The sequence below is a fragment of the Paenibacillus sp. S150 genome, from assembly GCF_019352175.1.
GTDB lineage: Bacteria > Bacillota > Bacilli > Paenibacillales > Paenibacillaceae > Paenibacillus_AQ.
Window position 1 is genome coordinate 219,136 of record NZ_JACBYI010000002.1, and the last position, 23,307, is coordinate 242,442.

The 23,307-nt window shown below is 52.1% G+C and carries 19 protein-coding genes; 13 read left to right on the forward strand and 6 right to left on the reverse strand.

Features of this window, described 5'->3' with window-relative positions:
• Nucleotides 1–39: 39 nt before the first annotated feature.
• Nucleotides 40–792, reverse strand: coding sequence for an HAD family hydrolase (locus HYD27_RS03535; protein WP_219211552.1), 753 nt, complete (start codon nt 790–792; stop codon nt 40–42).
• 86 nt (nt 793–878) lie between these two features.
• Nucleotides 879–1,796 carry an ArsR/SmtB family transcription factor gene (locus HYD27_RS03540; protein ID WP_219211554.1) on the reverse strand — a complete coding sequence of 306 codons (918 nt, stop codon included), beginning with the start codon at nt 1,794–1,796 and terminating at the stop codon, nt 879–881.
• 119 nt (nt 1,797–1,915) lie between these two features.
• On the opposite strand from HYD27_RS03540, the gene HYD27_RS03545 reads away from it, so the two are divergent.
• The 5 genes from HYD27_RS03545 (at nt 1,916) to HYD27_RS03565 (ending at nt 7,329) form a co-directional block, all read left to right on the forward strand.
• Entirely contained in the window at nt 1,916–3,076 is a 1,161-nt protein-coding gene (locus HYD27_RS03545) for an MFS transporter (RefSeq protein ID WP_220101484.1), read from the forward strand.
• A 90-nt stretch (nt 3,077–3,166) separates the two neighbouring features.
• Nucleotides 3,167–3,892 (forward strand): phosphonate ABC transporter ATP-binding protein, encoded by a 726-nt coding sequence (locus tag HYD27_RS03550; protein ID WP_219211556.1) that lies wholly within the window; start codon nt 3,167–3,169, stop codon nt 3,890–3,892.
• 38 nt (nt 3,893–3,930) lie between these two features.
• Complete coding sequence (locus tag HYD27_RS03555; protein WP_219211558.1) at nt 3,931–5,214, forward strand: hypothetical protein; 1,284 nt, start codon at nt 3,931–3,933, stop codon at nt 5,212–5,214.
• Nucleotides 5,207–5,905 carry a response regulator transcription factor gene (locus tag HYD27_RS03560; RefSeq protein WP_219211560.1) on the forward strand — a complete coding sequence of 233 codons (699 nt, stop codon included), beginning with the start codon at nt 5,207–5,209 and terminating at the stop codon, nt 5,903–5,905. The genes HYD27_RS03555 and HYD27_RS03560 overlap by 8 nt, the downstream gene beginning before the upstream one ends.
• Entirely contained in the window at nt 5,902–7,329 is a 1,428-nt protein-coding gene (locus tag HYD27_RS03565; RefSeq protein ID WP_219211561.1) for a sensor histidine kinase, read from the forward strand. The genes HYD27_RS03560 and HYD27_RS03565 overlap by 4 nt, the downstream gene beginning before the upstream one ends.
• Before the next feature lie 142 nt (nt 7,330–7,471).
• Here the strand turns inward: HYD27_RS03565 and HYD27_RS03570 are convergent, their stop codons facing one another.
• A complete protein-coding gene (locus tag HYD27_RS03570; protein WP_219211563.1) occupies nt 7,472–8,695 on the reverse strand; it encodes a glucose-1-phosphate adenylyltransferase in 1,224 nt (407 codons plus the stop codon).
• A gap of 304 nt (nt 8,696–8,999) precedes the next feature.
• Between HYD27_RS03570 and glgB the strand changes: the two genes are divergently transcribed.
• The 3 genes from glgB (at nt 9,000) to HYD27_RS03585 (ending at nt 12,802) form a co-directional block, all read left to right on the forward strand.
• Nucleotides 9,000–10,832 carry a 1,4-alpha-glucan branching protein GlgB gene (gene glgB / locus HYD27_RS03575; protein WP_375373890.1) on the forward strand — a complete coding sequence of 611 codons (1,833 nt, stop codon included), beginning with the start codon at nt 9,000–9,002 and terminating at the stop codon, nt 10,830–10,832.
• Nucleotides 10,833–10,874: 42 nt separating this feature from the next.
• Entirely contained in the window at nt 10,875–12,302 is a 1,428-nt protein-coding gene (glgA, locus tag HYD27_RS03580) for a glycogen synthase GlgA (protein WP_219211567.1), read from the forward strand.
• A gap of 68 nt (nt 12,303–12,370) precedes the next feature.
• Nucleotides 12,371–12,802 carry a VOC family protein gene (locus HYD27_RS03585; protein WP_219211953.1) on the forward strand — a complete coding sequence of 144 codons (432 nt, stop codon included), beginning with the start codon at nt 12,371–12,373 and terminating at the stop codon, nt 12,800–12,802.
• Nucleotides 12,803–12,893: 91 nt separating this feature from the next.
• Here the strand turns inward: HYD27_RS03585 and HYD27_RS03590 are convergent, their stop codons facing one another.
• A complete protein-coding gene (locus HYD27_RS03590) occupies nt 12,894–14,639 on the reverse strand; it encodes an alpha-glycosidase (protein ID WP_219211569.1) in 1,746 nt (581 codons plus the stop codon).
• A 361-nt stretch (nt 14,640–15,000) separates the two neighbouring features.
• Between HYD27_RS03590 and HYD27_RS03595 the strand changes: the two genes are divergently transcribed.
• From HYD27_RS03595 to HYD27_RS03610, 4 genes are all read left to right on the forward strand, one after another.
• Nucleotides 15,001–15,819 (forward strand): transporter substrate-binding domain-containing protein, encoded by an 819-nt coding sequence (locus HYD27_RS03595; RefSeq protein WP_219211571.1) that lies wholly within the window; start codon nt 15,001–15,003, stop codon nt 15,817–15,819.
• Nucleotides 15,820–15,954: 135 nt separating this feature from the next.
• Nucleotides 15,955–16,614 (forward strand): amino acid ABC transporter permease, encoded by a 660-nt coding sequence (locus tag HYD27_RS03600; RefSeq protein WP_219211573.1) that lies wholly within the window; start codon nt 15,955–15,957, stop codon nt 16,612–16,614.
• Nucleotides 16,601–17,323: an amino acid ABC transporter ATP-binding protein gene (locus HYD27_RS03605; protein WP_219211575.1), complete on the forward strand. Its 723-nt coding sequence runs from the start codon at nt 16,601–16,603 to the stop codon at nt 17,321–17,323. Before HYD27_RS03600 ends, HYD27_RS03605 begins: the two co-directional genes overlap by 14 nt.
• 115 nt (nt 17,324–17,438) lie before the next feature.
• Nucleotides 17,439–18,968 (forward strand): Ppx/GppA phosphatase family protein, encoded by a 1,530-nt coding sequence (locus HYD27_RS03610; protein WP_219211577.1) that lies wholly within the window; start codon nt 17,439–17,441, stop codon nt 18,966–18,968.
• Here the strand turns inward: HYD27_RS03610 and ppk1 are convergent.
• Nucleotides 18,916–21,036, reverse strand: coding sequence for a polyphosphate kinase 1 (gene ppk1, locus HYD27_RS03615; RefSeq protein WP_219211579.1), 2,121 nt, complete (start codon nt 21,034–21,036; stop codon nt 18,916–18,918). The genes HYD27_RS03610 and ppk1 overlap by 53 nt on opposite strands.
• Nucleotides 21,037–21,499: 463 nt before the next feature.
• Between ppk1 and HYD27_RS03620 the strand changes: the two genes are divergently transcribed.
• Nucleotides 21,500–22,156 (forward strand): 3D domain-containing protein, encoded by a 657-nt coding sequence (locus HYD27_RS03620; protein WP_228744958.1) that lies wholly within the window; start codon nt 21,500–21,502, stop codon nt 22,154–22,156.
• Nucleotides 22,157–22,243: 87 nt separating this feature from the next.
• Here HYD27_RS03620 and HYD27_RS03625 read toward each other — a convergent pair whose 3' ends face one another.
• Complete coding sequence (locus HYD27_RS03625) at nt 22,244–23,128, reverse strand: polysaccharide deacetylase family protein (RefSeq protein WP_219211583.1); 885 nt, start codon at nt 23,126–23,128, stop codon at nt 22,244–22,246.
• Nucleotides 23,129–23,307 lie beyond the last annotated feature (179 nt).

Consider the following 23,307-nt stretch of genomic DNA (forward strand, 5'->3'; position numbering starts at 1 on the left):
GCTGCATATGCCATTTGTAACAAGGGGCCGAGAAGCGCATCAGCCGTGGTTCTTGAACAGAGCGGCAGAGCGGATGACCGGCGGAACCTCGCTGATGGAGGAGATGGTCTGGACGGATTGCTGCATCTCGCGCTGCAGCTCAATCAGATTGTACAGCCATTCATTCTGCTGCTTCAGATAGATGCTGTTAATGCCCGCAGTCAAGGCGGGAAGCACATCCGTACGCAGGGAATTGCCGATCATCCAGGTGCTTTTGCGGTCAAAGCTGTGCGTGTTCAAAATAGTTTCCAGCGCTTCCACATTTTTGTGCTGGCGGATATAAATCCGGTCATCAAAATAAGCGTCGAGCTTCATCTGCTCTATTTTGCGCTTCTGGATGGTATCGTCTCCTCCGGTATAGAGGTAGAGGGCATGGCCGTCCTGCTTCAGCGTATCCAGTGTCTCCACCATGCCGGGGTAAGCTTCAACCTCCTGGTCATAGACGCTCATTCCGAGCTTCATCAGCTGCTGTTCCTGATAAGGGTCGGCGGGATGGTTATATTTGATGCAAAAGAAACGGTAGGTGGCGATGAGCGATTTCGGGAAATTATCACTGGCAAGGCCGCTTGTGCTTACGGTATGCACATCAATTTCCACCTGCTTGCTGCGGAAATCTGCAGTTGTCGCGCCATATTCACCGAACCACTCTGACATCAGCTCAAAATATTGCCCCAGAATGAGGTCAAAATATTTGTTGCAGTGCACCAGGGTGTCGTCCAGATCAAAAATTACTTGCTGTGTCAAATATTTCATAACGCTCACTCCTAAAAGTTTTGAGAGCATCGCTCCAGGATCAGCATCGTTCAAAACTGGCTCCGGAAGCACAGGCTTAGTGTTTATTATAAACGAATATAGGACTCAAGGAACATTTGGAGTTCCGAAGCCCCGTCCGGGCGGATGCTGTAGCGCTCTGTTCCTTCCCCCCGCAGATGCACACGCAGCAATCCGGCAACGCGCAGGATGAGCAGGTGATGCATCAGCATTTCCCTGGACTGGCTAAGCTCCGACTGCATCTCCCACATCGTTTTGGGCTCATGCGCGATGAAGCGCAGCATGCGCAGCCGGGTCGGATCGGAGAGTGCTTTGGTTAAGCGGAGCAGCACAGTAGGCGGTTCTTCTTCGCTGTCCTGAGGCACATCCACCGGATACTGCACGAGCATCATTTTTTTATAGAAGCAATAGGTGTTGATCGGACGGTTGTGGACGGTGGGCAGCAGTACAATGGTTTCCAGCTCCGGAATGTCCTCGATGACAATTCCGCCGGAGGCATATTCAATCAGGGCCACGATATCCATTTTGCTCTCCAGCATTTTTTTCTCCGAGGCATTCTCGATCATCAGCGGCAGCATTTTCTGCTCGGTATGGCGGAAATATTGAGTGTACCACAGGCGCAGGAGCGGTGTGTATCCGTACTTGATCCTGGCGCATTCCTCCATCGTGAAATGATGGAAGAATGGCCGGGTGCGCTCGAAGCAGTCCTCCAGCGAGGAGGACTCCAGCTCATCCAGGAACTGTGTGACCTTGGAAGCCGCTCCCCGGCTGTACGCCCAGGCATACAGCACATCATAGTCTTCGAAGGGCCACTCGGCAGCCTGGCGCAAGGCGGAAATCTGCTGCGGCACAAGCCGGCCGTCAATCTCATGAATCCAGTCGTGTCCAATGTCCAGATTGGAAATCCATTTTCTAGTTACATATAACATAAAACTGTCCAGCAGTTCGTATACCGGCGAGACATCAATTTCTAATTGATAGTTCATGAAGCTGGCACCCCCAGGAAATCGGTCACTTTTACTATTATCTCTTGTTTTGAAGAAGGTTGTCCACTATAATGTTCGGTGTTTGCCAAGACGCCGGCAGTAGCCGTAGCCATAGGATTATGACAGGAGGATTATCTGTGCCAGACCGTCACGCTGCATCCGTGAACCGGAGCAGTACACTCAGCTATTTCATTCTTATTGCAGTGATTATTGCGGCGGGACTCAGTCAAGGCCTGCTGCTTCCGGTATTATCCATTCTGCTGGAGCAACAAGGGGTCTCCTCTTCACTCAATGGCCTGAATGCCGCCGCACTATATGTAGGCTCCTTCGCCATGACGCTGGCGGCCGAACGGATTCTCGGCGCAATCGGCTTCAAAAAACTGGTTGCGGCAGGCATCAGCCTTGTGCTGGTGTCGCTAATTTTATTTCCGCTGCTGCCAGGTGTCAAGGCCTGGTTCTTGCTGCGCCTGCTGGTCGGGGTGGGGGATTCGGCCATTAATTACGCCGCCCAGCTCTGGGTGCTGTTAATGACGCCAGCTGCGCACCGTGGCCGCAATCTCTCGCTGTATGGCATGTCCTACGGGCTGGGCTTCAGCCTGGGGCCGCTCGGCATAAGTCTGCTGCGGTTCGGTCTGGCATCGCCTTTTGCAGCCATAGCCCTGCTCTTTTCGCTTGTTCTGATACTTGTGGCGCTGAAGCTGCCGGACTCTCATCCGGACAAGGCGGAGCATGGGGAGGGGCAAGCCCGCCGCTTCGCCCGCAGCTACAGTCTTGCGTGGTATGCGCTGATACCGGCTCTTTTATACGGATATATGGAAGCGAGCCTGAACAGCAATTTCCCGGTCTATGGACTGCGCATCGGCTTCACCACCAATCAGATTGCCGCATTATTGCCTTTTGCCGGCATTGGGGGACTGCTGCTGCAGCTGCCTCTGGGCATGTGGAGCGACCGCTATGGCCGGAAGAAGATTCTAATATTCAGCGGAGCGGGCGGGGGCTTGGCGTTTGCGCTTCTGCCGCTGGCGGCAGCGGGTGGGCTGGTAGGCTCCTTCTTCTCGCTGGGACTCAGTTATGCTGCGGATATCCTGCCCGGAAATCTGCTGCCTGCCGCAAACGTAGTTTCATCTTTTCATTACAGCCTCGGGAGCATCATCGGTCCGGGGATCGGGGGCTTGCTGCTGCAATTCGGCTGGGGCGGCGGTGTTTTTGCCCTTCTGGGCGCTTTGTATATTTTGTTCGGCCTGGCCGGGTTATTATTCTCGCCACGGCAGCCGATTTGAGGTAAGATAAGAACGAGTGCTCGCATGGAATTTGATCCCGCTTTCAGAGTACACTATAGAGAAGAGATGAAGACAGGGAGAGGCTGAACTATGATTACAGTTGAACATTTGGCCAAAGCAGTTGGCGAAGACAAGCTTCCGGTGCTGCAGGACATTGGCTTTCAATTAGAAGCAGGTGAGCTTGTGGTGCTGCTGGGAGCCAGCGGCAGCGGCAAGTCAACATTGCTGCGGTGTCTGGCGCTCAAGGAGAAATGGGACCGGGGCAACTTCCGGGTAGATGGAACCGATATTATGAAAAGCGTCTTCGCCGGCAAACGCAAAATCAGCCGCGAATGGGCATACCTGGAACAGAATGCGGAGCTGAATCCGAATCGTACTGCGCTGAAGAATGTCCTGATCGGCCAATCCTCGCAGACGCCCTTGTGGCGGATGGTCACCGGCATGGTTCGTTCAGATGATTATATGGGCGCAATGGACGAGCTTGACCTCCTGGGTCTGCTCGATAAGGCCAAGATGAAGACCAGCCAGTTAAGCGGCGGGGAGCGCCAGCGTGTGGCGATTGCCCGTGCATTGGTGCATGGTGCCAAGGTTATACTGGCTGATGAGCCAGTCACCGGCCTGGATCCCAAAACAGCGGAGAACGTGCTGGAGACGCTGCGCAAGCTGTGCGAGGAAAAGGGGCTTACAGTGATTACGGTGATCCCCATCGAGCTGGCGGAGCGGTATGCCACGCGGATCTGGGTGCTGGAAGACGGCAGAATCAAGCACGATGTGAAGGGACGCCGCCTGACCTCTCAGGAGCGTTCCCATCTGTAACGGAACAAGAACCATGCAACCGGGAAAGAGTGATAAAGTTGAATAGACAAGTACTGAAGCGTCTGGCGGCGGTATCACTGTCCCTGTCCGTGCTCTCGGGCTGCACCTTCATCAGTGATCCTGTTTCGCGGATGAAGGAGCCGCAGCTGTCGGCGGACAAGGCGTCACTGCTGACAGCAATCAATTCCTTGAAGCCTGCCAGTTCCACGCTGATCCGTCCGGCGAATGATGATGACAGCTCCATCTTTACCGAGGATCTGGATAAGGACGGCGTCGTGGAGACGCTCGTTTTCTATCTGACGAAGAATGAAACGGTGCAGATACACGGCATGATTTTGGAGAAGCAGGAAGAGGAATGGGTCAAGAAGCTTGTGTTTGACGGCAACGGGACAGAACTGGATTCTGTGGATATTAAGGATGTGACCGGTGACGGCAAGCTGGATATCATTGCAGGCTACTCGCGCGGCGAAGAAAAAGGCATGGTGGTGTACCAGTATTCGGACGGAGTCCTGGAGGAAGTGCTGACGCAGCCATATACCCAATATCTGCTGGGGGATCTGAACGAGGATGGCATTCCGGACATCACTGTCGTGAATTTCAAGCGCAATGAATTTGCCACAATTACAACCTATCAGTATAGTGATGGATTCAAGGTGCTGGATGAGCTGGACGATCTGGACCCGTATTTTAATAATTATTACAGTATTGTCTCAGGAAAGGTAGCCGAGCACAAAGAAGGTATCATTCTGGATGCGGCGGTAGATTCCCGTTCAGCCTATACGACTGTGGTTGTGATGGATAACAATAAGCTTCGTGTGGCTGTTCCTGGGGATGCCCGGACCTTCAAGGAACGGAAGATTATCAGTGAGGACATCGACGGCGACGGGATTATTGAGGTCGGGCTGCTGGAACGGCCCCAAGGCTGGGAGTATTTTGATCCGCAGACAATACCTTATTTCAATTCCTACTACAAATGGGACGGGAAGAATGGACTTGTCTTCTCCGACCAGCAGTATCGTGATCCGTCGGACCGCTTTATTATTAATTTTTCACCGGAATGGTATGAGAAGGTAACGGTCGACACCAAATCCGTTCAGGATAAATACCTGCGCTTCATTATGTCGGATACCGGAGAGACGGTGGCCGAGGTGTCCTTCTTTTCTCCTGCGGAGTGGGACCGGGTGAAGAATTCCGGCTGGGAGCTGCTTGGGAGCGATCTGGACAAAATTATCGGCTACCGGGGAGACCTGGAACAAAGCACAAGCGGGGGAGACAGCAACAAGATCACCTCGCCTATTGAAAGGAAGGGAATTGATGAGTAAGGTACTGATCCTGGAGGATGAAGAATCCATCCGGAGTTTTATTGTAATCAATCTCAAGCGCAACGGCTTTGAGGTGCTGGAGGCGGCAGATGGAAATGAAGCGCTGCACAAGCTGACAACGGTGCCCGATATTGATATTGCACTGCTGGATGTAATGGTTCCGGGCATTGACGGGTTTGAGGTGTGCAGACGGATCAGGGAGACCAATGAGCGGCTGGGGATTATTTTTCTGACCGCGAAGGTGCAGGAGCAGGACAAGGTCTATGCGCTTTCGGTAGGGGCGGATGACCATGTAAGCAAGCCGTTCAGCCCTACAGAGCTGATCGCCCGCATCCAGTCCCTGCTGCGCCGGGTCAATGTGCACCGCGAGCAGTCCGCCAAGGTTTCTTTTCATTCCGGGCCGTTTACGCTCGATCTGATTTCCAAGCAGTTCAAACGCAGCGGAGAGGCTATTGAGCTGACGCCAACCGAATTCTCACTGGTGCAATTTTTCCTGGAAATGGAGAATACACCGCTTAGCCGTGATTCACTGCTCGATCATGTCTGGGGCAAGGAGTATATGGGAGATCCCAAAATTGTGGATGTGAACATCCGCCGGCTGCGCCAAAAGATCGAAAATAATCCGTCGGAACCGGAGTATCTCCAGACTGTATGGGGTCATGGCTATAAGTGGAAAGGCCAAGGACAATGATTAAAAAGGGGATGCGCAGACAGATTGTACTGCACTATATTTTTGTCGTTTTTGTGGCGCTTCTCCTCATTGAGGTTATATTCCTGCTGGCGATCCGGACGTATTATTACGACAGTGTCTACAGTAAAATCACAACGCATATCGGAACGGCAGAGGATTTCCTGAAATATGAGATTTCAGGGGAGCGCTCGCCCAACCAGCTCCAGAAGCTGCTCGACTTCTTTCAGATGGACCATACCGAGCTGCAGGTGCTGACCCTGGACGGCAATATGCTGATCAGCTCCACCGGCTTTCAGCCGGACCGGACGATCACTACGAGTGATGTTCCGGAGGCGGTAGGCGGAGGTGTCGGCCGATGGGTTGGCCGGCAGCCGGGCACGAACGAAAGTGTCATGGCTGTGTCCAAAATGATGCATATCAACGGACGCGAGACCTATGTTATCCGGTACATTACCTCTATGGAGAGAATTGACAGTGATTTGCTGAACCTGACGCTGGTATCCATCGGGATTGGCGCGGCGGTTATGGCTATTGTGGTTCTGTTCAGCTTTGGACTGGCCAATTCCATTGTGAAGCCGCTGAACAATATCACAGCCGTCTCGGCCCAGATGGCCAGAGGGAAGTTCACCGCGCGCATCAAAGGCGATTATAAATATGAAATCGGCGATTTGGCCTCCACGCTGAATTATATGGCGGATGAAATTATCCGCAGCAACCAGATCAAGGATGATTTCATTTCCTCTATCTCCCATGAGCTGCGGACACCGCTCACCAGTATCAAGGGCTGGAGCGAAACGCTCATTTCCGGCGGCTATGATCCGGAGGAAACCAAGCTGGGCATGGGCATCATCTCCAAGGAGAGCGACCGCCTGATCGGGCTGGTGGAAGAGATTCTGGACTTCTCCAAGCTGCAGCAGAATGAGATGAAGCTATCCATGGGCCGTGTGGATACCAAAGTCCTTTTGCAGGAAACGATCCTGAATATTTGGGCCAAAGCGGAGAAGAAACGGATTCATCTGCTTCTGGAATGCGAGGAGACGATCTATATCAAGGCTGATGCCAACCGGCTGAAGCAGGTGTTTCTCAACCTGGTGGACAACGCAGTGAAGTTCTCTTCCGAGGATTCGAGTATCGTCCTGTCCGCACACCGCTTGCCGGCCAGTGAAATGGCCGTAATTGTGCGTGACAGCGGCATCGGCATCAGCGAGGCGCATCTTGCCAGAGTACGCGACAGGTTCTTCCAGGTTGACGCGCTGAACGGAGGTACGGGTCTGGGACTTGCAATTTCACAGCAAATTGTGGAGCTTCACGGAGGCAGGCTGGAAATGGACAGCGAGCTTGGCAGGGGAACGCAGGTAACCGTGATCTTGCCTATTACAGCTGAGCTTCCTCCAGCGGCTCCAGAGGCCGGGAAACTGCTCTAGACCCATTCCCAGAAAGTTACAACGGGACCAGGGACAAAATAATAAGAGAGGCGGCAGCCGTCACAGACAGCTGCCGCCTCTCTTATTTATATATGATTCACGCTATAAATTATCCTTCAACTTCTCGCTGAAACGGAAGCCTTTAAGAAGGAAGCCCTTCTGCACGCATGCGGCCGGTTTTCTCGTAGACCTCCTGCAGCAGACGGGAGGGCTGGGTCTTGATGACCGGTTTGGCGGCGACAATCTCATGCGGACCCACGACAACGATATTGTCGGAACTGCCTTTGATTACAGCACCGTCTTTGATTACGGCTCCTTCGCCGATAATGGCATTCTCAATCATAACGCCGCGGCCAATTCTCACTCCAGGCATAATGACGCTCTGTTTGACCAGACTCAGCTTGCCGACCTCCACACCTCCGAAGACTACTGAACGCTGCAGGCTGCCTTCCAGCAGGCAGGATTCATTCACAAGGCTGTCAGCGGCCGGGAGCTGAAGGCGGGGTTTATGCGCGGCAGGCTTCAACCGGCGGGCCCGGCTGTACATCGGCCAGCGGGAGTTGTCGAGCTTGAAGCCATTGTCGTCATGCAGCAGGTCCATATGAGCTTCCCACAAGCTGTCAACTGTACCCACATCTCTCCAGTAGCCCTTGAAACGGTAGGCGAAGAGTTCCTCGTTGCCGTCCAGCATGGCTGGGATGACATCCTTTCCGAAATCATGGCTGGAGGCCGGATTTGCCGCATCCAGCAGCAGGTGCTCCTTGAGGTATTTCCACTCGAACAAATAAATTCCCATGGACGCAAGATTGCTCTTGGGAACCTTTGGTTTTTCGGCAAACTCGGAGATTTTAAGGTCTTCATTCACGTTCATCACGCCAAAGCGGCTGGCCTCATCCCAAGGGACCTCCATCACTGAAATGGTGGCTTTGGCCGCTTTGCCCACATGATAATCGAGCATTTTACGGTAATTCATATGGTAAATATGATCCGCCGACAGAATAAGAACATGCTCGGGGCTGTGGCTGTCAATGAATTCAATATTTTTATAAATAGCATCGGCTGTTCCTGTGTAGCTGTCTCTGCCTTCAACGCCGGAAGGAAGCAGCTTCACGCCTTTATCCGCCGTAGTGTGGAGCCCCCATGGCTCACCGGCGCCAATATGATTGTGCAAGGAATTGGCTTCATACTGTGTCAATACTCCTACCGTATCAATATCGGAATTCACACAATTGCTGAGGGGAAAATCAACGATTCTATACTGTCCGCCGAAAGGGACTGCAGGCTTAGCCATGGTGGTAGTCAGGGGAGCCAGTCTGCGGCCTTCCCCACCTGCCAAAAGCATGGCGATACATTCTTTTTTACTCATTTGTTATCCCTCCCATTTTTTTGTCAATGCTTGTAATATACACGCAGAGCAAGCACTTGAAACGCATAGGTGAAATATATTGCCGTGGTTTTGCAAAAATTACATTAATTATTTTCTTTATTCCTTTTACTCCCGGAATTCTAACCGAAATCATTTTCAAAACCTGAACATTCGGGTAATGTTAAAGGTGCACCCTATATAAAAAGGTGGTGATGATTTGGCCGAAATACAAGCAACAGTAAACCTCCCGTCAGCTGATGATATTTATCTTTTCCATGAGGGCACGAATTATCGCAGCTATACGATGCTGGGCGCGCACATTGCCGCTGAAGAAGGAATACCGGGCGTCCGCTTTACCGTGTGGGCTCCTCATGCGACATATGTAGGACTGGCTGGTAATCATAACGGCTGGGATGGAACTGAAGACGTGGACTCGTTATATAAGATACCCGATTCAGGATTTTGGAGTCGTTTTTTTCCGGGGTTGACAGCGGGAACTTTTTACAAATACAGGATCGCGGGCCCGGACGGCTCGACCTTCCTCAAAGCAGACCCCTACGCTTTCAAGGCGGAGGTGCGTCCGGCTACGGCTTCGATTGTTGCTGATCTGGGAGGATACTCCTGGGGAGATGCGGCTTGGCGCCGGAGAAGCAAGGCTCCTTACAGCGCGCCGATGAACATTTATGAAATGCATTTTGGGACCTGGCGGCAGAAGGAAGACGGAGAATTATACACTTATCGGGAGATGAGTGAGCTGCTGATTCCATATTTGGCGGAAATGAGCTATACCCACGTAGAGTTTATGCCGCTGGCAGAGCATCCTTATGATTTGTCCTGGGGCTACCAGGGCACGGGTTATTTTGCGGCGACCAGCCGCTACGGGGAACCGCAGGAGCTGATGTTTCTGATCGACCGGCTTCATCAGGCAGGCATCGGCGTGCTGCTGGACTGGGTTCCGGCTCATTTTGCCAAGGATGCCCATGGCCTCCGGATGTTCGACGGTTCGCCGCTGTATGAATATGCCGATCCGCTGCTGGCGGAGAAGCCGGGATGGGGAACGCTTTCCTTTGACTTCAGCAAACCGGAAGTCTCTTCCTTCTTAATCTCCAACGCACTGTTTTGGTTCGAAATGTATCATATTGACGGGATGCGTGTGGATGCGGTTACCAGCATGCTCCGGCTTGATTTTGAGAAGAAGGAGCACCAGTACCGCAGAAATGCAAACGGGGGGATGGAGAATTTGGAAGCCATCCGCTTTGTGCAGCGCCTCAACAAGACGATATTCCAGTATTACCCCAAAGCCTTGATGATGGCAGAGGAGTCCAGCGCCTGGCCGGGGGTTACTGCTCCTGTGCATGAGGGAGGGCTTGGTTTCAATTACAAATGGAATATGGGCTGGATGAACGACACATTGGGCTACATAGAACATGATTTCGGGGCCAGGCCCTATCATCATAATTTGTTGACCTTCCCCATCTGCTACGCCTATGCGGAGAATTATACCCTTCCGCTGTCCCATGACGAGGTGGTGCACGGCAAGAAGTCGCTGCTGGACAAAATGCCCGGCACCTATGAGCAGAAATTCGCAGGTCTGCGCCTGCTTCTGGGTTATCACATCAGCCATCCCGGCAAAAAGCTGCTCTTCATGGGCGGGGAATTCGGCCAGTTCATCGAGTGGAAGGATCAGGACCAGCTCGACTGGCTGCTGCTCGGTTATGAGAGCCACCGCCGCATGCTGGCCTTTACCGCAGCCCTCAACAAGCTCTACCTGAACGAAAAGGCGCTGTGGGAGCTGGATCACGATTTGGAAGGCTATCAATGGATTGATGCAGACGACAGCGGCCAGAGCATAGTTTCGTATATCCGCCGGGGCAAAAAAGCGGCCGATACCCTGCTGATTATTATGAACTTCCAACCGGTGGAGCGGCAATTGTACCGGATTGGAGTTCCCCGGCCAGGGACGTATAAAGAACTGTTCAGTTCGGAAAGTACGGAATACGGAGGCTCCGGTATGCATAATACTCCGATGAAGAGCACCAGGACAGAATGGCACAACCAGTTGAACAGCATCGAATTGACCATTCCGCCGCTTAGCTTCCTGGTACTCAAGAAATCAGGCCGCAGGGCAGTGAAATGACCTTGGGAGCATAGCCCATACACTTAAGGGGGATATTGAGATATGAAGGTTTTGTTTGCCGCAGCCGAAGCTCATCCGTTTGTCAAAACCGGCGGGCTGGCCGATGTTATTGGAGCTTTGCCCAAAGCGCTGAAAGGCGCAGGAGTGGATGTGCGGGTCATTTTGCCAAAGTACAAGGGAATTCCGGAGAAGTTTGTCTCCCAAATGGAGCATGTCGCAGTGCTGACCGTGCCGATCGGCTGGCGCAATCAATATTGCGGCATTGAACGGATCGTTTATGACGGCATTCCGGTATATTTTATCGATAATGAATATTATTTTGGGCGGGACGGCATTTATGGCTACATGGATGATGGAGAGCGCTTTGCCTTTTTCAACCGCGCAGTGCTGGAATGCCTGGAGACCATCGGTTTCCAGCCTGATGTGCTGCATTGCCATGACTGGCATGCCGCGGTAATTCCGCTGCTGCTGCAGGGACACTACCGCCATAATCCGTTTTACAGCAATATCCGCACGGTGTTTACGATTCATAATCTGCTGTATCAGGGGGTATTCCCTTATTCGGTGCTTGGAGAGCTGCTGGGTCTGAATGACAGCTATTTCCCCGGCGTGGAGTATTACGGCAACGTGAACTTTATGAAGGGCGGCATTGTCTACAGTGATCACATCACTACCGTCAGCCCGACCTATTCTGAAGAAATCCGCACGGCCTATTACGGCTACGGACTGGAAGGATTGCTCTCCTCACGTGCGGACAGCCTGAGCGGAATCGTCAACGGGATCGATACCAAGCTCTATAATCCGGCCAGCGATCCGCAAATTTACACCCGCTACCGCTCCAACTTGGCCAAAAAAGCCGAAAATAAGCTGGCCTTGCAGCAGGAGCTAAGTCTGCCCGTGGCGCCATATATTCCAATGGTTGCCATGGTTACGCGCCTGGTTGACTCCAAGGGCCTGGATTTATTGACACGCGTGCTGGATGAGCTGCTCTATTATGATGACATCCAGTTTGTGCTGCTGGGCACCGGCGATGAAGTCTACGAGCGCTGGTTCCGCGAGGCGCAATGGCGTTACCCGACTAAGCTGTCTTCACAAATCCTGTTCAATGACGGGCTGTCCCGCAAAATTTATGCAGCCAGCGACCTGTTCCTGATGCCGTCCAAATTCGAGCCCTGCGGTATCGGCCAACTTCTGGCTCTGCGCTACGGCAGTATTCCGGTAGTCCGTGAGACGGGAGGGCTTAACGATACTGTACATGCCTACAATGAAGAGACCGGAGAGGGCAATGGCTTCACCTTCAAAGATTACAACGCCCATGATATGATGTACACGCTCCGCCGGGCCGTTTCCTTTTATCACAAGCCGGAACACTGGAAAAAGATTTCCAAGAACGCTTTTGCCGGAGATTACAGCTGGAACGTATCTGCGCAGCAGTACATCGACATTTATAATCATATTGCACAATTGTGATTGCACAACAGGAGACATTTCTTAAAGTCATGGAGATTTACGGACAATTCAGAAAGGCGGATGCCAGAATGAACCGGATCAGTCTGATTACTCTGGGCGTAAGGGATATGAGCCGCTCTCTGCAATTTTATAGGGACGGCTTGGGGTTTGAAACCAGCGTAAGCGAGGAGAGCCCGGGCATAGTTTTTTTTAATACTGCCGGAACCAAGCTTGCCTTATATCCTCTTGAAGGCCTGGCGGAGGACATTAATGACAAAGAACCGCCGACAGGAAGCGGCTTCTCCGGCATTACGCTCGCGCATAACACCAAATCACAGAACGAAGTGAATGAAATCATGAAGAGGGCTGAACAGGCAGGGGGAACCATCATTAAACAGCCGCAAAAAGTGTTTTGGGGGGGATATAGCGGATATTTCTCAGATCCTGACGGGTATTACTGGGAGGTTGCATATTCGGAGGACTGGAAGTTTGACAGCAATGACATGCTGATTATCGGATAGCGGCATATAAGAGTGAGTACATAATATTGCAAAAAAAAAAACCAGCCGGACACTTCATTCGTGTATGACTGGTTTATTCATAAAATATGGATTAATCCAAATACCTGCTGAGAATCCGGTAACCATACGGATCAAGCGAAATATGCATCATTCCATCCTTCGGTGCAACGGGATCTCCGGTCAGCGCATCCTGCCAATCATCCGTTTCCATCGGATGGCTGAGGGTACGGGGCTCCGGCGAGTTGTTCATCCACACGGTAAAATGAATCACATCATCCGAGCGCTCATAGACGATGCACGGGTCATTCTCGCAAGCCTGCAGAAGGCGGAAGCGGCCTTCGCGCAGCGCCTTGTTTTCTTTGCGCAGGGCGATCATCATCCGGTAGAAGTCATACAGCTCGCGGTCCTGCTTGTCTTCATCCCATTCCATGCACTTGCGGCAGTCGGGATCTTCATTGCCGGTAAGGCCGATTTCGTCGCCATAATAGATGCAGGGAGTGCCCATGAAAGTGAACAGAAAAACAACCGCCAGCTTGAGCCTGCGTTTATCCTCGCCGACAACGGTTAAGAGCCGGGGGGTATCATGGCTGCCCAGCAAATTGAAGACTACTTCGTTCGTCTGCTGCGGATACCGCATCAGGAGGGCGCCGATCCGGTGGCCGAAGGTAATGCCGTCCATGCCCCCGTTGAAGAATTCCAGTACCGTGCCGGAAAAAGGATAATTCATCACGGAATCGAACTGGTCTCCCAGCAGCCAGTTCAACGAGTCGCTCCATACCTCGCCGACAATGTATGCTTCCGGGTTGGCAGCTTTGACCACCTTGCGGAAATCGCGCCAGAAATGGTGGTCGACCTCATTCGCCACATCCAGACGCCAGCCGTCCACCTTGATTTCCTTGATCCAGTATTCGGCTACCTCCAGGAGGTAGGATTTGACCTCATGATTGGCAGTGTTGAACTTCGGCATATTGCCAAAAAAACCGAAAGTGTCATACGTTGGAATACCGTCGACGATTTCGGCCGGAAAGGAGTTCATGTGAAACCAGTCTTTGTATACCGAATACTCGCCCTTCTCCAGCACATCCTGAAACGGCGGGAACTTGTCGCTGCAATGGTTGAACACGGCGTCCAGCATGACGCGGATTCCTCTTCTGTGGCATTCCTCGACAACGGTTTTGAGCAGCTCATTATCCCCGAAATGGGGATCGACCTTTTTATAATCGACAATATCGTATTTATGATTGGAAGGCGAGACGAACAGGGGCGTGAAGTAAATCGCATTGATCCCCAGTTCCTGCAGATCGTCCAAATGGTCCAGCACCCCTTGCAGGTCGCCTCCAAAAAAATTATCCAGCTTAGGCGTTCCGCCCCATTCCTCCGTACCCACCGGATCATTGGAAGGATCGCCATTGGCGAACCGTTCAGTCATGATCTGGTAAAACACCGCATCCTTGGCCCAATTGGGAACCTGAAACAGATCGATTTGGTGTATGTAGGGGAACTCGTAGAAGTGATTGGGCGCGGGCGGACATTCCGCGCGGATGCCATTATCCAGCAGATATACACTTTCGCTGCCTTTGCTCACACGGAAGGTGTAGCTGAGGCGTTTATATTTGGGCCGGACCGCGGCTTCCCAGTAATCGAACTTGTCGTCCGACGCCGCTTTCTCCATCATGATATCGTAGGATGTATCTTTCCAGTTGTATTTGTCCCCGGTGAGTGCTACTACACAGTCCACATCATCCCTTTTGGTGCGAACACGCAGATGTATAGTCTTTGCATCGTAGGCATAGGCCCACTTGTCACGCGGAACATGGTACATAGCTTCCAAAAGCATGATTGCACCTCCTAAAAGTTTTGTGAGCTTTCACACCCTGAAATGGCTTCGTACAAAACTCGCTTCGAAAGCACAGGCTTAAGTTTTGTGAGCTCATTAGCAAGTTAATACCACCCGTAGAGACCTCATGAACCAATTCCGTTGTTCCGGGAGCTGGTGGAGATAGTACCTAGTATATACTTGTTTTAATAGAATGTGCAAAATGAGCCGGGAAACCTCAGCTGCGCCCTATAGCTTCCTAATGCTTACTTAACAAGCTTTGTCACAAAATTGTCTTTGCATATTCATGCGCAGTGATTTATAATAAATCGGTCAATGGGACAACTGGAGAATTGAAAGAGAATAGGGGAGATATACACAGATGAACAAATGGGGTAAACTTTCTCTTGGAATGCTGCTTGCGGCAGGACTTATGGCCGGCTGCGGCAACAATAACACAGACAATAATGCTGCTGCTGACAGCGGCGCAAATGCAGGAGCCGAAGCTGCTGCCAAGACGCTTGTACTGGGAACAAGCGCGGATTTTCCGCCGTATGAGTTCCACCAAGTAGTGGACGGCAAAGATACCATCGTTGGCTTCGACATCGACATTGCCAAGGATATCGCAGCCGACATGGGCGCCGTGCTGGTCATCAAGGATTTGTCCTTCGACTCCCTGCTGAACGAGCTGTCGAGCGGCAGAGTCGATATGGTAATTTCCGGTCTTAGCCCAAACCCTGAGCGTGCAGAAGCGGTAGGATTGTCCGATATTTACTATAAAGCGGAGCAAGCGGTTGTTGTGCGTGAAGCTGACAAGGATAAGTTTGCGACCATGGATTCCCTGAAAGGAATCAAGCTGGGGGTGCAGACCGGATCGATTCAAGAAGATATCGCCAAGGGCATTGAAGGCGCTCAGCTGACCTCCTTGAGCAAAATTTCCGAAATCGTGATGCAGCTGCAATCCAACCGTGTGGATGCTTCCATTATGGAAGGACCTGTAGCCAAAGCCTTCGTGAAGAATGTGGAGGGGCTTGCCATTACGGATGCCAAACCGGAGGCAGAAGATGACGGTTATGTTATCGGCGTCAAGAAGGGCAATGACGAATTGCTGGATCAAATAAATACAACGCTGAAGCGCCTGGATTCGGAAGGCAAAATTGACGAGTACGTTGCGGCGGCCAGCGAGCTTGCCGAGAAGTAACAGCTTTCGTTCCTTTCTCTTAACGTTAAGCAGACAGATCCCCCTTGCAGGGAAGGAATATTATGAAGGCTTGATATGAAAATGGCGGTGATCCGCTGTTTTCTATTTTTTTGCAGATGGGAGGTTATGCCGACAATGGGGCTTTTCGATATTGCTTACGAGTACCGCAATTTTTTTCTGTCCGGCTTGAAGTACACGTTGCTGCTGGCAGTGCTGGGGGTATTCTTCGGATTTGTGCTCGGGATTGTAGTTTCCCTGCTGCGCATGTCCAAATGGCGTATTCTGCGTTTTATCGCCACAGCCTGGGTGGAATTTCTGCGCGGCACGCCAATGCTGGTCCAGCTGTTCCTGATCCATTACGGGCTGCCTGAATTCGGCATTAAGTTTTCACCGATTCAATCGGGAGCGATCACACTGACCATTAACAGCTCTGCATATTTGGCGGAGATCTTCCGTGCCGGGATACAGGGCGTGGACCGTGGCCAGGTGGAGGCGGCGCGCTCGCTGGGGATGCGGCAAGGAATGACGATGCGTTATATTGTTCTGCCGCAGGCGATCAAGAATGTGCTGCCCGCCTTCGGCAATGAGTTCATCACCATTATTAAAGAGTCCTCCATTGTATCGATGATTGGAGTAGCGGATTTGCTGTTCGAGGCGAGATCCGTCACCTCCATCACCTATCAGGGACTCAATCCCTTGCTGGTAATCGCTGTTATGTACTTTATTCTGACATTTACGTTGTCTAAGATCCTTGGTTTATTGGAAAGGAGGCTGAATACGGATGATCGCCGTTAACAACCTGCAAAAAAGCTTCGGCAAGCTGGAAATTCTGAAGGGCATTGACCTGCAGATTCAAAAAGGGGAGGTTGTGGTTGTCATCGGCCCCAGCGGCTCGGGCAAAAGCACCTTTTTGCGCTGTCTGAATCTGCTGGAACAGCCTACAGGCGGTGAAATCAGCTTCGAGGGCCAGTCCATTACGGGCAAAAAGCATGATATTAACGTGACCCGGGAAAAAATGGGCATGGTTTTCCAGCAGTTCAATCTGTTTCCGCACAAAACCGTGCTCCAGAATATCATGCTGGCTCCGCTGAAAGTCAGAAAGCAGCAGCCATCCGAAGCGGAGAAAATCGCCATGGAGCTGCTCCGCACCGTAGGCCTGGAAGACAAGCGGGATGCCTATCCGGCCCAGCTCTCCGGCGGGCAGAAGCAACGGATTGCCATCGCACGCGCACTTGCCATGCAGCCGCATGTGATGCTGTTCGATGAGCCAACCTCGGCGCTGGATCCGGAAATGGTCGGCGAAGTACTGGAGGTTATGAAGAAGCTGGCCGAAGACGGCATGACAATGGTGATCGTCACCCATGAAATGGGCTTTGCCCGTGAAGTGGGCGACCGCATCCTGTTTATGGACGGCGGCGTGATTGTCGAAGAAGGCGCACCGTCCCAGGTATTCGGCAATCCGAGGCATGCCCGTACCAAGGATTTCTTAAGCAAGGTCCTATAAAGCAGCCCCAGACGGCCCTGAATCTTCCTTCAGCGGCCGTTTTGCTTTTGGCTGGAGGTGAATTGGGTGATATAGTATATAAATGGCCAATCAACTTGAAAAGGAGTACATACAGATGAGAGATGATCTTTGCCGGATTGGCATCATTGATATTGGTTCCAACTCCATTCGTCTTGTGATTTATGATACGACGACGGAAGGAGGCTACAAAATCATCAAGGAGTGCAAATACTCTGCTCGTCTGAGCGAGAAAATCACCAAGGACGGCAGACTGGAGCGGAAGGACATGGATACGATTGTGCCTGTCCTGCATCAGTTCAAGGAAATTTGCAGCGCCTTTGAGGTCGATAAAATCCGTGCCGGAGCCACTGCAGCCATCCGCAATGCGGCGAATTCACCGGAGATTATCTCCTACCTTTCGGAGGCATCGGAGATTCCTATTGAAGTGGTCAGCGGCCATCAGGAGGCCTACTTTGGATTTTTGGGCGTCATCAACGCCTTTGATGTCCAGGACGGATTTGTTATTGATATTGGCGGCGGGAGTACGGAGATTACCCTGTTCCGGGGACGGCGCTACCAGCACAGCATTTCCTTCCCGTTCGGTGCCGTAAATACGAATCTGATGTTCAGCCACCATGGCAATTGGAACGGAGACCAGGTACGGAAGCTTCAGGCTTATGTAACGGGGAGGCTGGTGGAGCATGACTGGCTGAGCAGCGCACCGGGGCTGCCGCTCTACGGACTTGGCGGAACACTCCGTTCGCTGGGGAAGCTGGACCAGAAGACCCGTGATTATTCACTTCCGAATTCACACGGCTATATACTGTCCAGTCCAACCATCGATCATTTTATGGAGACCTTGCCGGCCATTCCGTATGAGAAGCGCAAGGATTTGGACGGGCTGTCCAAGAGCCGGGGGGATATCATCGTCTCCGGACTGATTATTTTTCACACGGTATATCTGTATATTGGTGCCTGTCAGGCGGTTATCAGCGGGGAGGGCCTGCGGGAAGGCATGCTGCATGATCTGCTTGAGCCCGAGCAGCCGGTGCGTGAGAGTGCGCTGGAATTCAGTCTTAACACAATCATCCGTTTTGATATCCGCACCTCGAAGCGGCATTTGGACCACATATACAAGCTGGCCCGCAGTCTCTTTGACGCGTTTGGCGGGGAAGGGGACCGGGAGGAGCAGAGGATGCTGATTTATGTCTCGATCATGCTGCATCGAACCGGCACCAATATCAACTATTATCAATCCAAGCGGCATACGCGGTACTGGCTGATGAATTCACCGATCCGCGGGCTGACACACCGCCAGCTGATACTTGGGGCATTGATCGCCTCCTACAGCACAAAAAGCCGGAAGCAGAAATTGTCCCTGATCCACAAGGACATTTTGCTGGCTTCCGACGAGGAATGGATTCATAAGCTCGGCACGCTGGTGCAGCTGAGCATTGCTCTGGACAGTACCGAGATAGGCATTGTAAGCGGACTGAATGCCCGCCTGCACGGCAATACGCTTGATCTGGAGCTGCAGGGTGCAGGGGAGCTGCTGATCGGCCTGGAGGATATTGAGAATGCACTCAAAGCCTTCAGGAATGTTTGGGGGCTGAAGGTAAAACTCGGCTTCCCTTCCAGCGCGTAACATCCATAGCGGCGAACTGGCTCCGGAACGGGGCCTTTTTGTCGTCTGCACGCTCGTAATATCCGTTCGGCTGCAGGAAGCTGGATTTCACATTATCCTTAAGCGTAATGTCGAGAATCTTGACAATCTGATTGCGGATTTCGCTGTCCTTCACGGGGCACATCAATTCAATGCGCCGGGTCAAATTGCGCGTCATCCAGTCGGCACTGGACAGGTAGACTTCCGGATTGCCGCCGTTCTCGAAGTAGTAGATCCGGGAATGCTCCAGGAAGCGGTCTACAATGCTCCGCACGGTGATCCGTTCGCTTAACCCTTCGATGCCCGGACGCAGGCAGCAGACTCCGCGCACAATGAGATCAATCGATACCCCGGCCTGGGCGGCGCTGTAGAGATTGTCAATGACCTCCTGATTGGAAAGGGAGTTCATTTTGGCGATAATCCGGGAGGGACGACCGGCGGCGGCATGCTCGGCTTCGCGCAGAATCAGCTTTTGCAGCGAAAGGCTCATGTTTGTCGGCGCAACGATGAAAGAATTCCAATCATAGCTGGCCGAATAGCCTGTCATTTGGTTGAACAGCTCGGAAGCATCCAGGCCGATCTCGCTGTTCGCGGTGAACAGGCTGAGGTCGGTGTAGGCCTTGGCAGTGCTGTCATTGTAATTGCCCGTTCCGACATGCACATAACGGCGCAGCTCAAGGCCCTCCTGGCGGACAATCAGCGTGATCTTGGCATGGGTTTTGAGGCCAACCAGACCATACACCACATGGCAGCCGGACTGCTCCAGCTTGCGCGCCCAGGCGATATTGCGCTCCTCGTCGAAGCGTGCCTTCAGCTCCACAACCACGGTGACCTGCTTGCCGGATTCAGCGGCATGGGCCAGCGCCGTAATCAGCGGAGAATTGCCGCTGACGCGGTACAGCGTCATTTTGATTGCCATGACCTGCTCATCCTCGGAGGCTTGAATGATGAAGTCGGCCATCGCATCAAAGGATTCATAGGGATGGTAGACCAGCACATCGCGTTCGCGCAGCACCTCGAAGAAATCCTCGTTCTCATCAAATTCCGCCGGATACAGCGGTTCAATCGGCACATCATGCAGATAGCTGAAGCCCTTCAGGCTGCCGGCGAAGCCGCGCAGGAAACCGAGATCGAGCGGCCCGTCAATCTCGAAGACGAAATCCTCCAGCTCGAATTCGGCCTGCAGCTGCTCCAGCGCATAGGGATGAATGCCTTTTTGCACTTCAAGACGGGCGGGAACGCCCCGCCGCCGTTTGCGCAGCTCTTTTTCAATCTCCTCAAGCAGATCCTCCGCACCTTCCTCGTCAATCGTCAGGTCGGAATTGCGTGTTAAGCGGAATTCGCTTACGGCTACGGGATCATAGCCGCTGAACAGGGTCTGGATATGATGGCGGATAACATCCTCTATGAATACAAACTGCCGTTTTTTGCTGTTGGAGCGGTGGGGAAGGGGAATGCATCTGGGCAGGTTGGAAGGAATCTGCAGAATCGCAAAATAAGGCTCATCCTCCAGGCTGTCCTTGCGGGTCAGCACGACGGCAAGATAGATGAATTGGCTGTGCACCAGCGGAAACGGACGGCTCTGGTCTACGGCCATCGGTGTCAGGACCGGGAAAATGATGTCCCGGTAATATTGTTCAATCGAGAGCTCCTGCGCCTGGGTCAGATCCTCATAATTCACAAATACGATGCCTTCCTTGTGCAGATTGCGTGAGATATCGCGGAATGTCCGGTATTGATCGGCAATAATCTTGCTGACCCGCTTGATGAGACGCTTATAAAGGCCGGAAGGGGTATATCCGGTGAAATCCTTTTTCGTATAGCCCGCCCGGATCTGATCCTGTATCCCCGCCACGCGCACGCTGATGAATTCATCCAGATTGCTGGACACAATCGCCAGGAACTTGGCCCGCTCCATCAGCGGATTATCCGGGTCCTGCGCCTCCTGTAGCACGCGCCGGTTAAATTCGATCCAGCTTAAATCCCGGTTCAGATACGCCGTTGCCGGGCTGGTATGGATGTTCTTTTTTTCTTCTGCGTTCACGTTCATGGACCCTCCAAATGCTTCATGTCTTTGTCATCTTCTATCATTCTACTATTTGCCAACCCGAGAAATGTTAACTCTGTGTAAAATTTGTGCGGAATTTATCTGTAAATGCTGCAAAAAAATGAACTTTTCGGCCCTTTTTTTTTAAAATATAAGAATTTTATATGCTTTTCACATAAATTATCCTTCTATTTCTCGTTGAAACACTCCGTCCCTTATAAGGACGGCGCAGCCGTTTCTGCTGTTGTATGTATTCTCCGCTTCAATAAAAGCGCTTCAAAACGCTAATTCTTTCAGTTTGGTAACAATTTCATAGGCATTGGTTACAAAATTGTGATATATTCATAACTGTGGTTTTACAAACCCGTCAGGGCAAATACAGGATACATACGTCCGGAGTTACATTGAAGCAATAAGACCGGGATTTTCCTGCAGTCGGATTGCGCTATTAATGAAGGAGGAAATTATGAAAATCAAATTTGGAGCTCTTGCAGCACTCGCAGCAGCCTTAGGAATCAGTGCATTGGTGCAAGCAGCACCCGTTCAGGCGGACAGTGTACATATCGCGGGAGATACTACTACCTATTATACCCTGTCCAACCATTATGGCATCAGCATGGATGAAATTATGAATGCCAACCCCAATATTGCCGCCAATAACATTTATCCGGGACTGAAGCTCGCTATTCCGGGTAACGTCAAGACTCAGACAGCAGCTGCGGCCAAAGCTTCGGCAACAGTATCCGCCTTGAGTGTAGAACCGCAGGCCAATACTGTTCAGGCCTGGGGCAAAGAATACAGCTACGGCAAAGTATTGCAGGTCAAAGCCTCCGCTTATTCCTCGGCAGGCAGCGAGAACGGCAAATGGGGCGCGGTCGACTATTTCGGCAATCCCCTCAAGCTGGGCACGATCGCTGTTGATCCCAGTGTGATACCGCTCGGCACCAGGGTATTGGTTACAGGGTATTCGCATCCAGGCCTTCCCAAGCAGGCATTCCTGGCTACCGCAACCGATATCGGCAGTGCCATCAAAGGGAACCGCATTGATATCTTTATTCCGGGCAGCCAAAGCTTTGTGGCGGATTTCGGTTATCAATATGTGCATCTGTACGTGATTGAATAGGTTTAAGACTCAAAAGGAAACGAAGCATGCCGGAGCACGGCAAGCCTCATTTCCTTTTTTTTTGCGCCTTCAAAGGCTGTGCCTGTCTTACTTTTCTTGGCTAACCTGAAGCATTTGCGGGACGGTTACAAAAGTGTAACCGCGTTTGCGCATAATGCTGATCACTTCGGGCAGCGCCTGGATTGTTCCGCGTAAATTGCTGCCGCGGCCCCCGCCGCCGTGCTGGAGAATGATTGCCCCCTTGCCTGCATGGGCAACGATATTGTTGCGCACCTGAGCTTTGGACAGCCCCTTCCAATCAAGAGAATCCACGTTCCAGTTCACCAGCTTGTAGCCGTGGGCTTTGGCCCATTTAAGCTGCTGCTCGCTGATGTCTCCATAGGGCGGGCGGATCAGCCGGGGCTTATAGCCGGCCGTTGCATCAATGATATTTTCCGTGCGTATGATCTGTGTCCGGAATGCCTTTACGCTGATCTTCCCGAACTCCGGATGGCTATAGGAATGATTGCCGACAGCGTGACCCTCTCTGATAATGCGTGCTACAAGATCAGGGTGCTTCTCTGCCCGGCTGCCAACAATAAAAAAGGTGGCTTTGACATGATGCTTGCGGAGAACGTCGAGAATCTGCGGTGTGAATCTCGGGTCCGGCACATCATCAAATGTGAGGGCGATCCGTTTAAGGCGGGGCCCTTGTGTCTTAATCGTTTCGGGATATTTGCGCAGCAGTTGGCTGAGTGTAAGGGCTTTGGCCCGTTTTTGGGAACGGGCAGCCGCTTGGGAAGAGGAGCCCGCAGGGATCGACGGGTCGGCTTTGGGGTCTGAGGCGGCTTTCCGGGTATCATTCAGCCTGGGGAACGTCCCCGGAACTTCCGGAGAAGCAGCGGCCGACTCTCCTATGGAAGCCGGGCTGAGCAGAATCAATAAAACAATCGCCAATAGGAGCGTTTTTTGGCTCCTCTGCAGACATTTCATCAAAGCACGCCTCCTTTTATTGACTGCACAGCTGAATATGTTCTTGACAGATGAGGATTCATAGACTTAATGCCATTCATTTATCCTTCTGTTGCCTAATCTTGTTATCCCCTTGCACAGGCAATATTATGCTTAATCCCCATTTCGCCGATTAGGATTTATCGGGGCGGAAAATACGT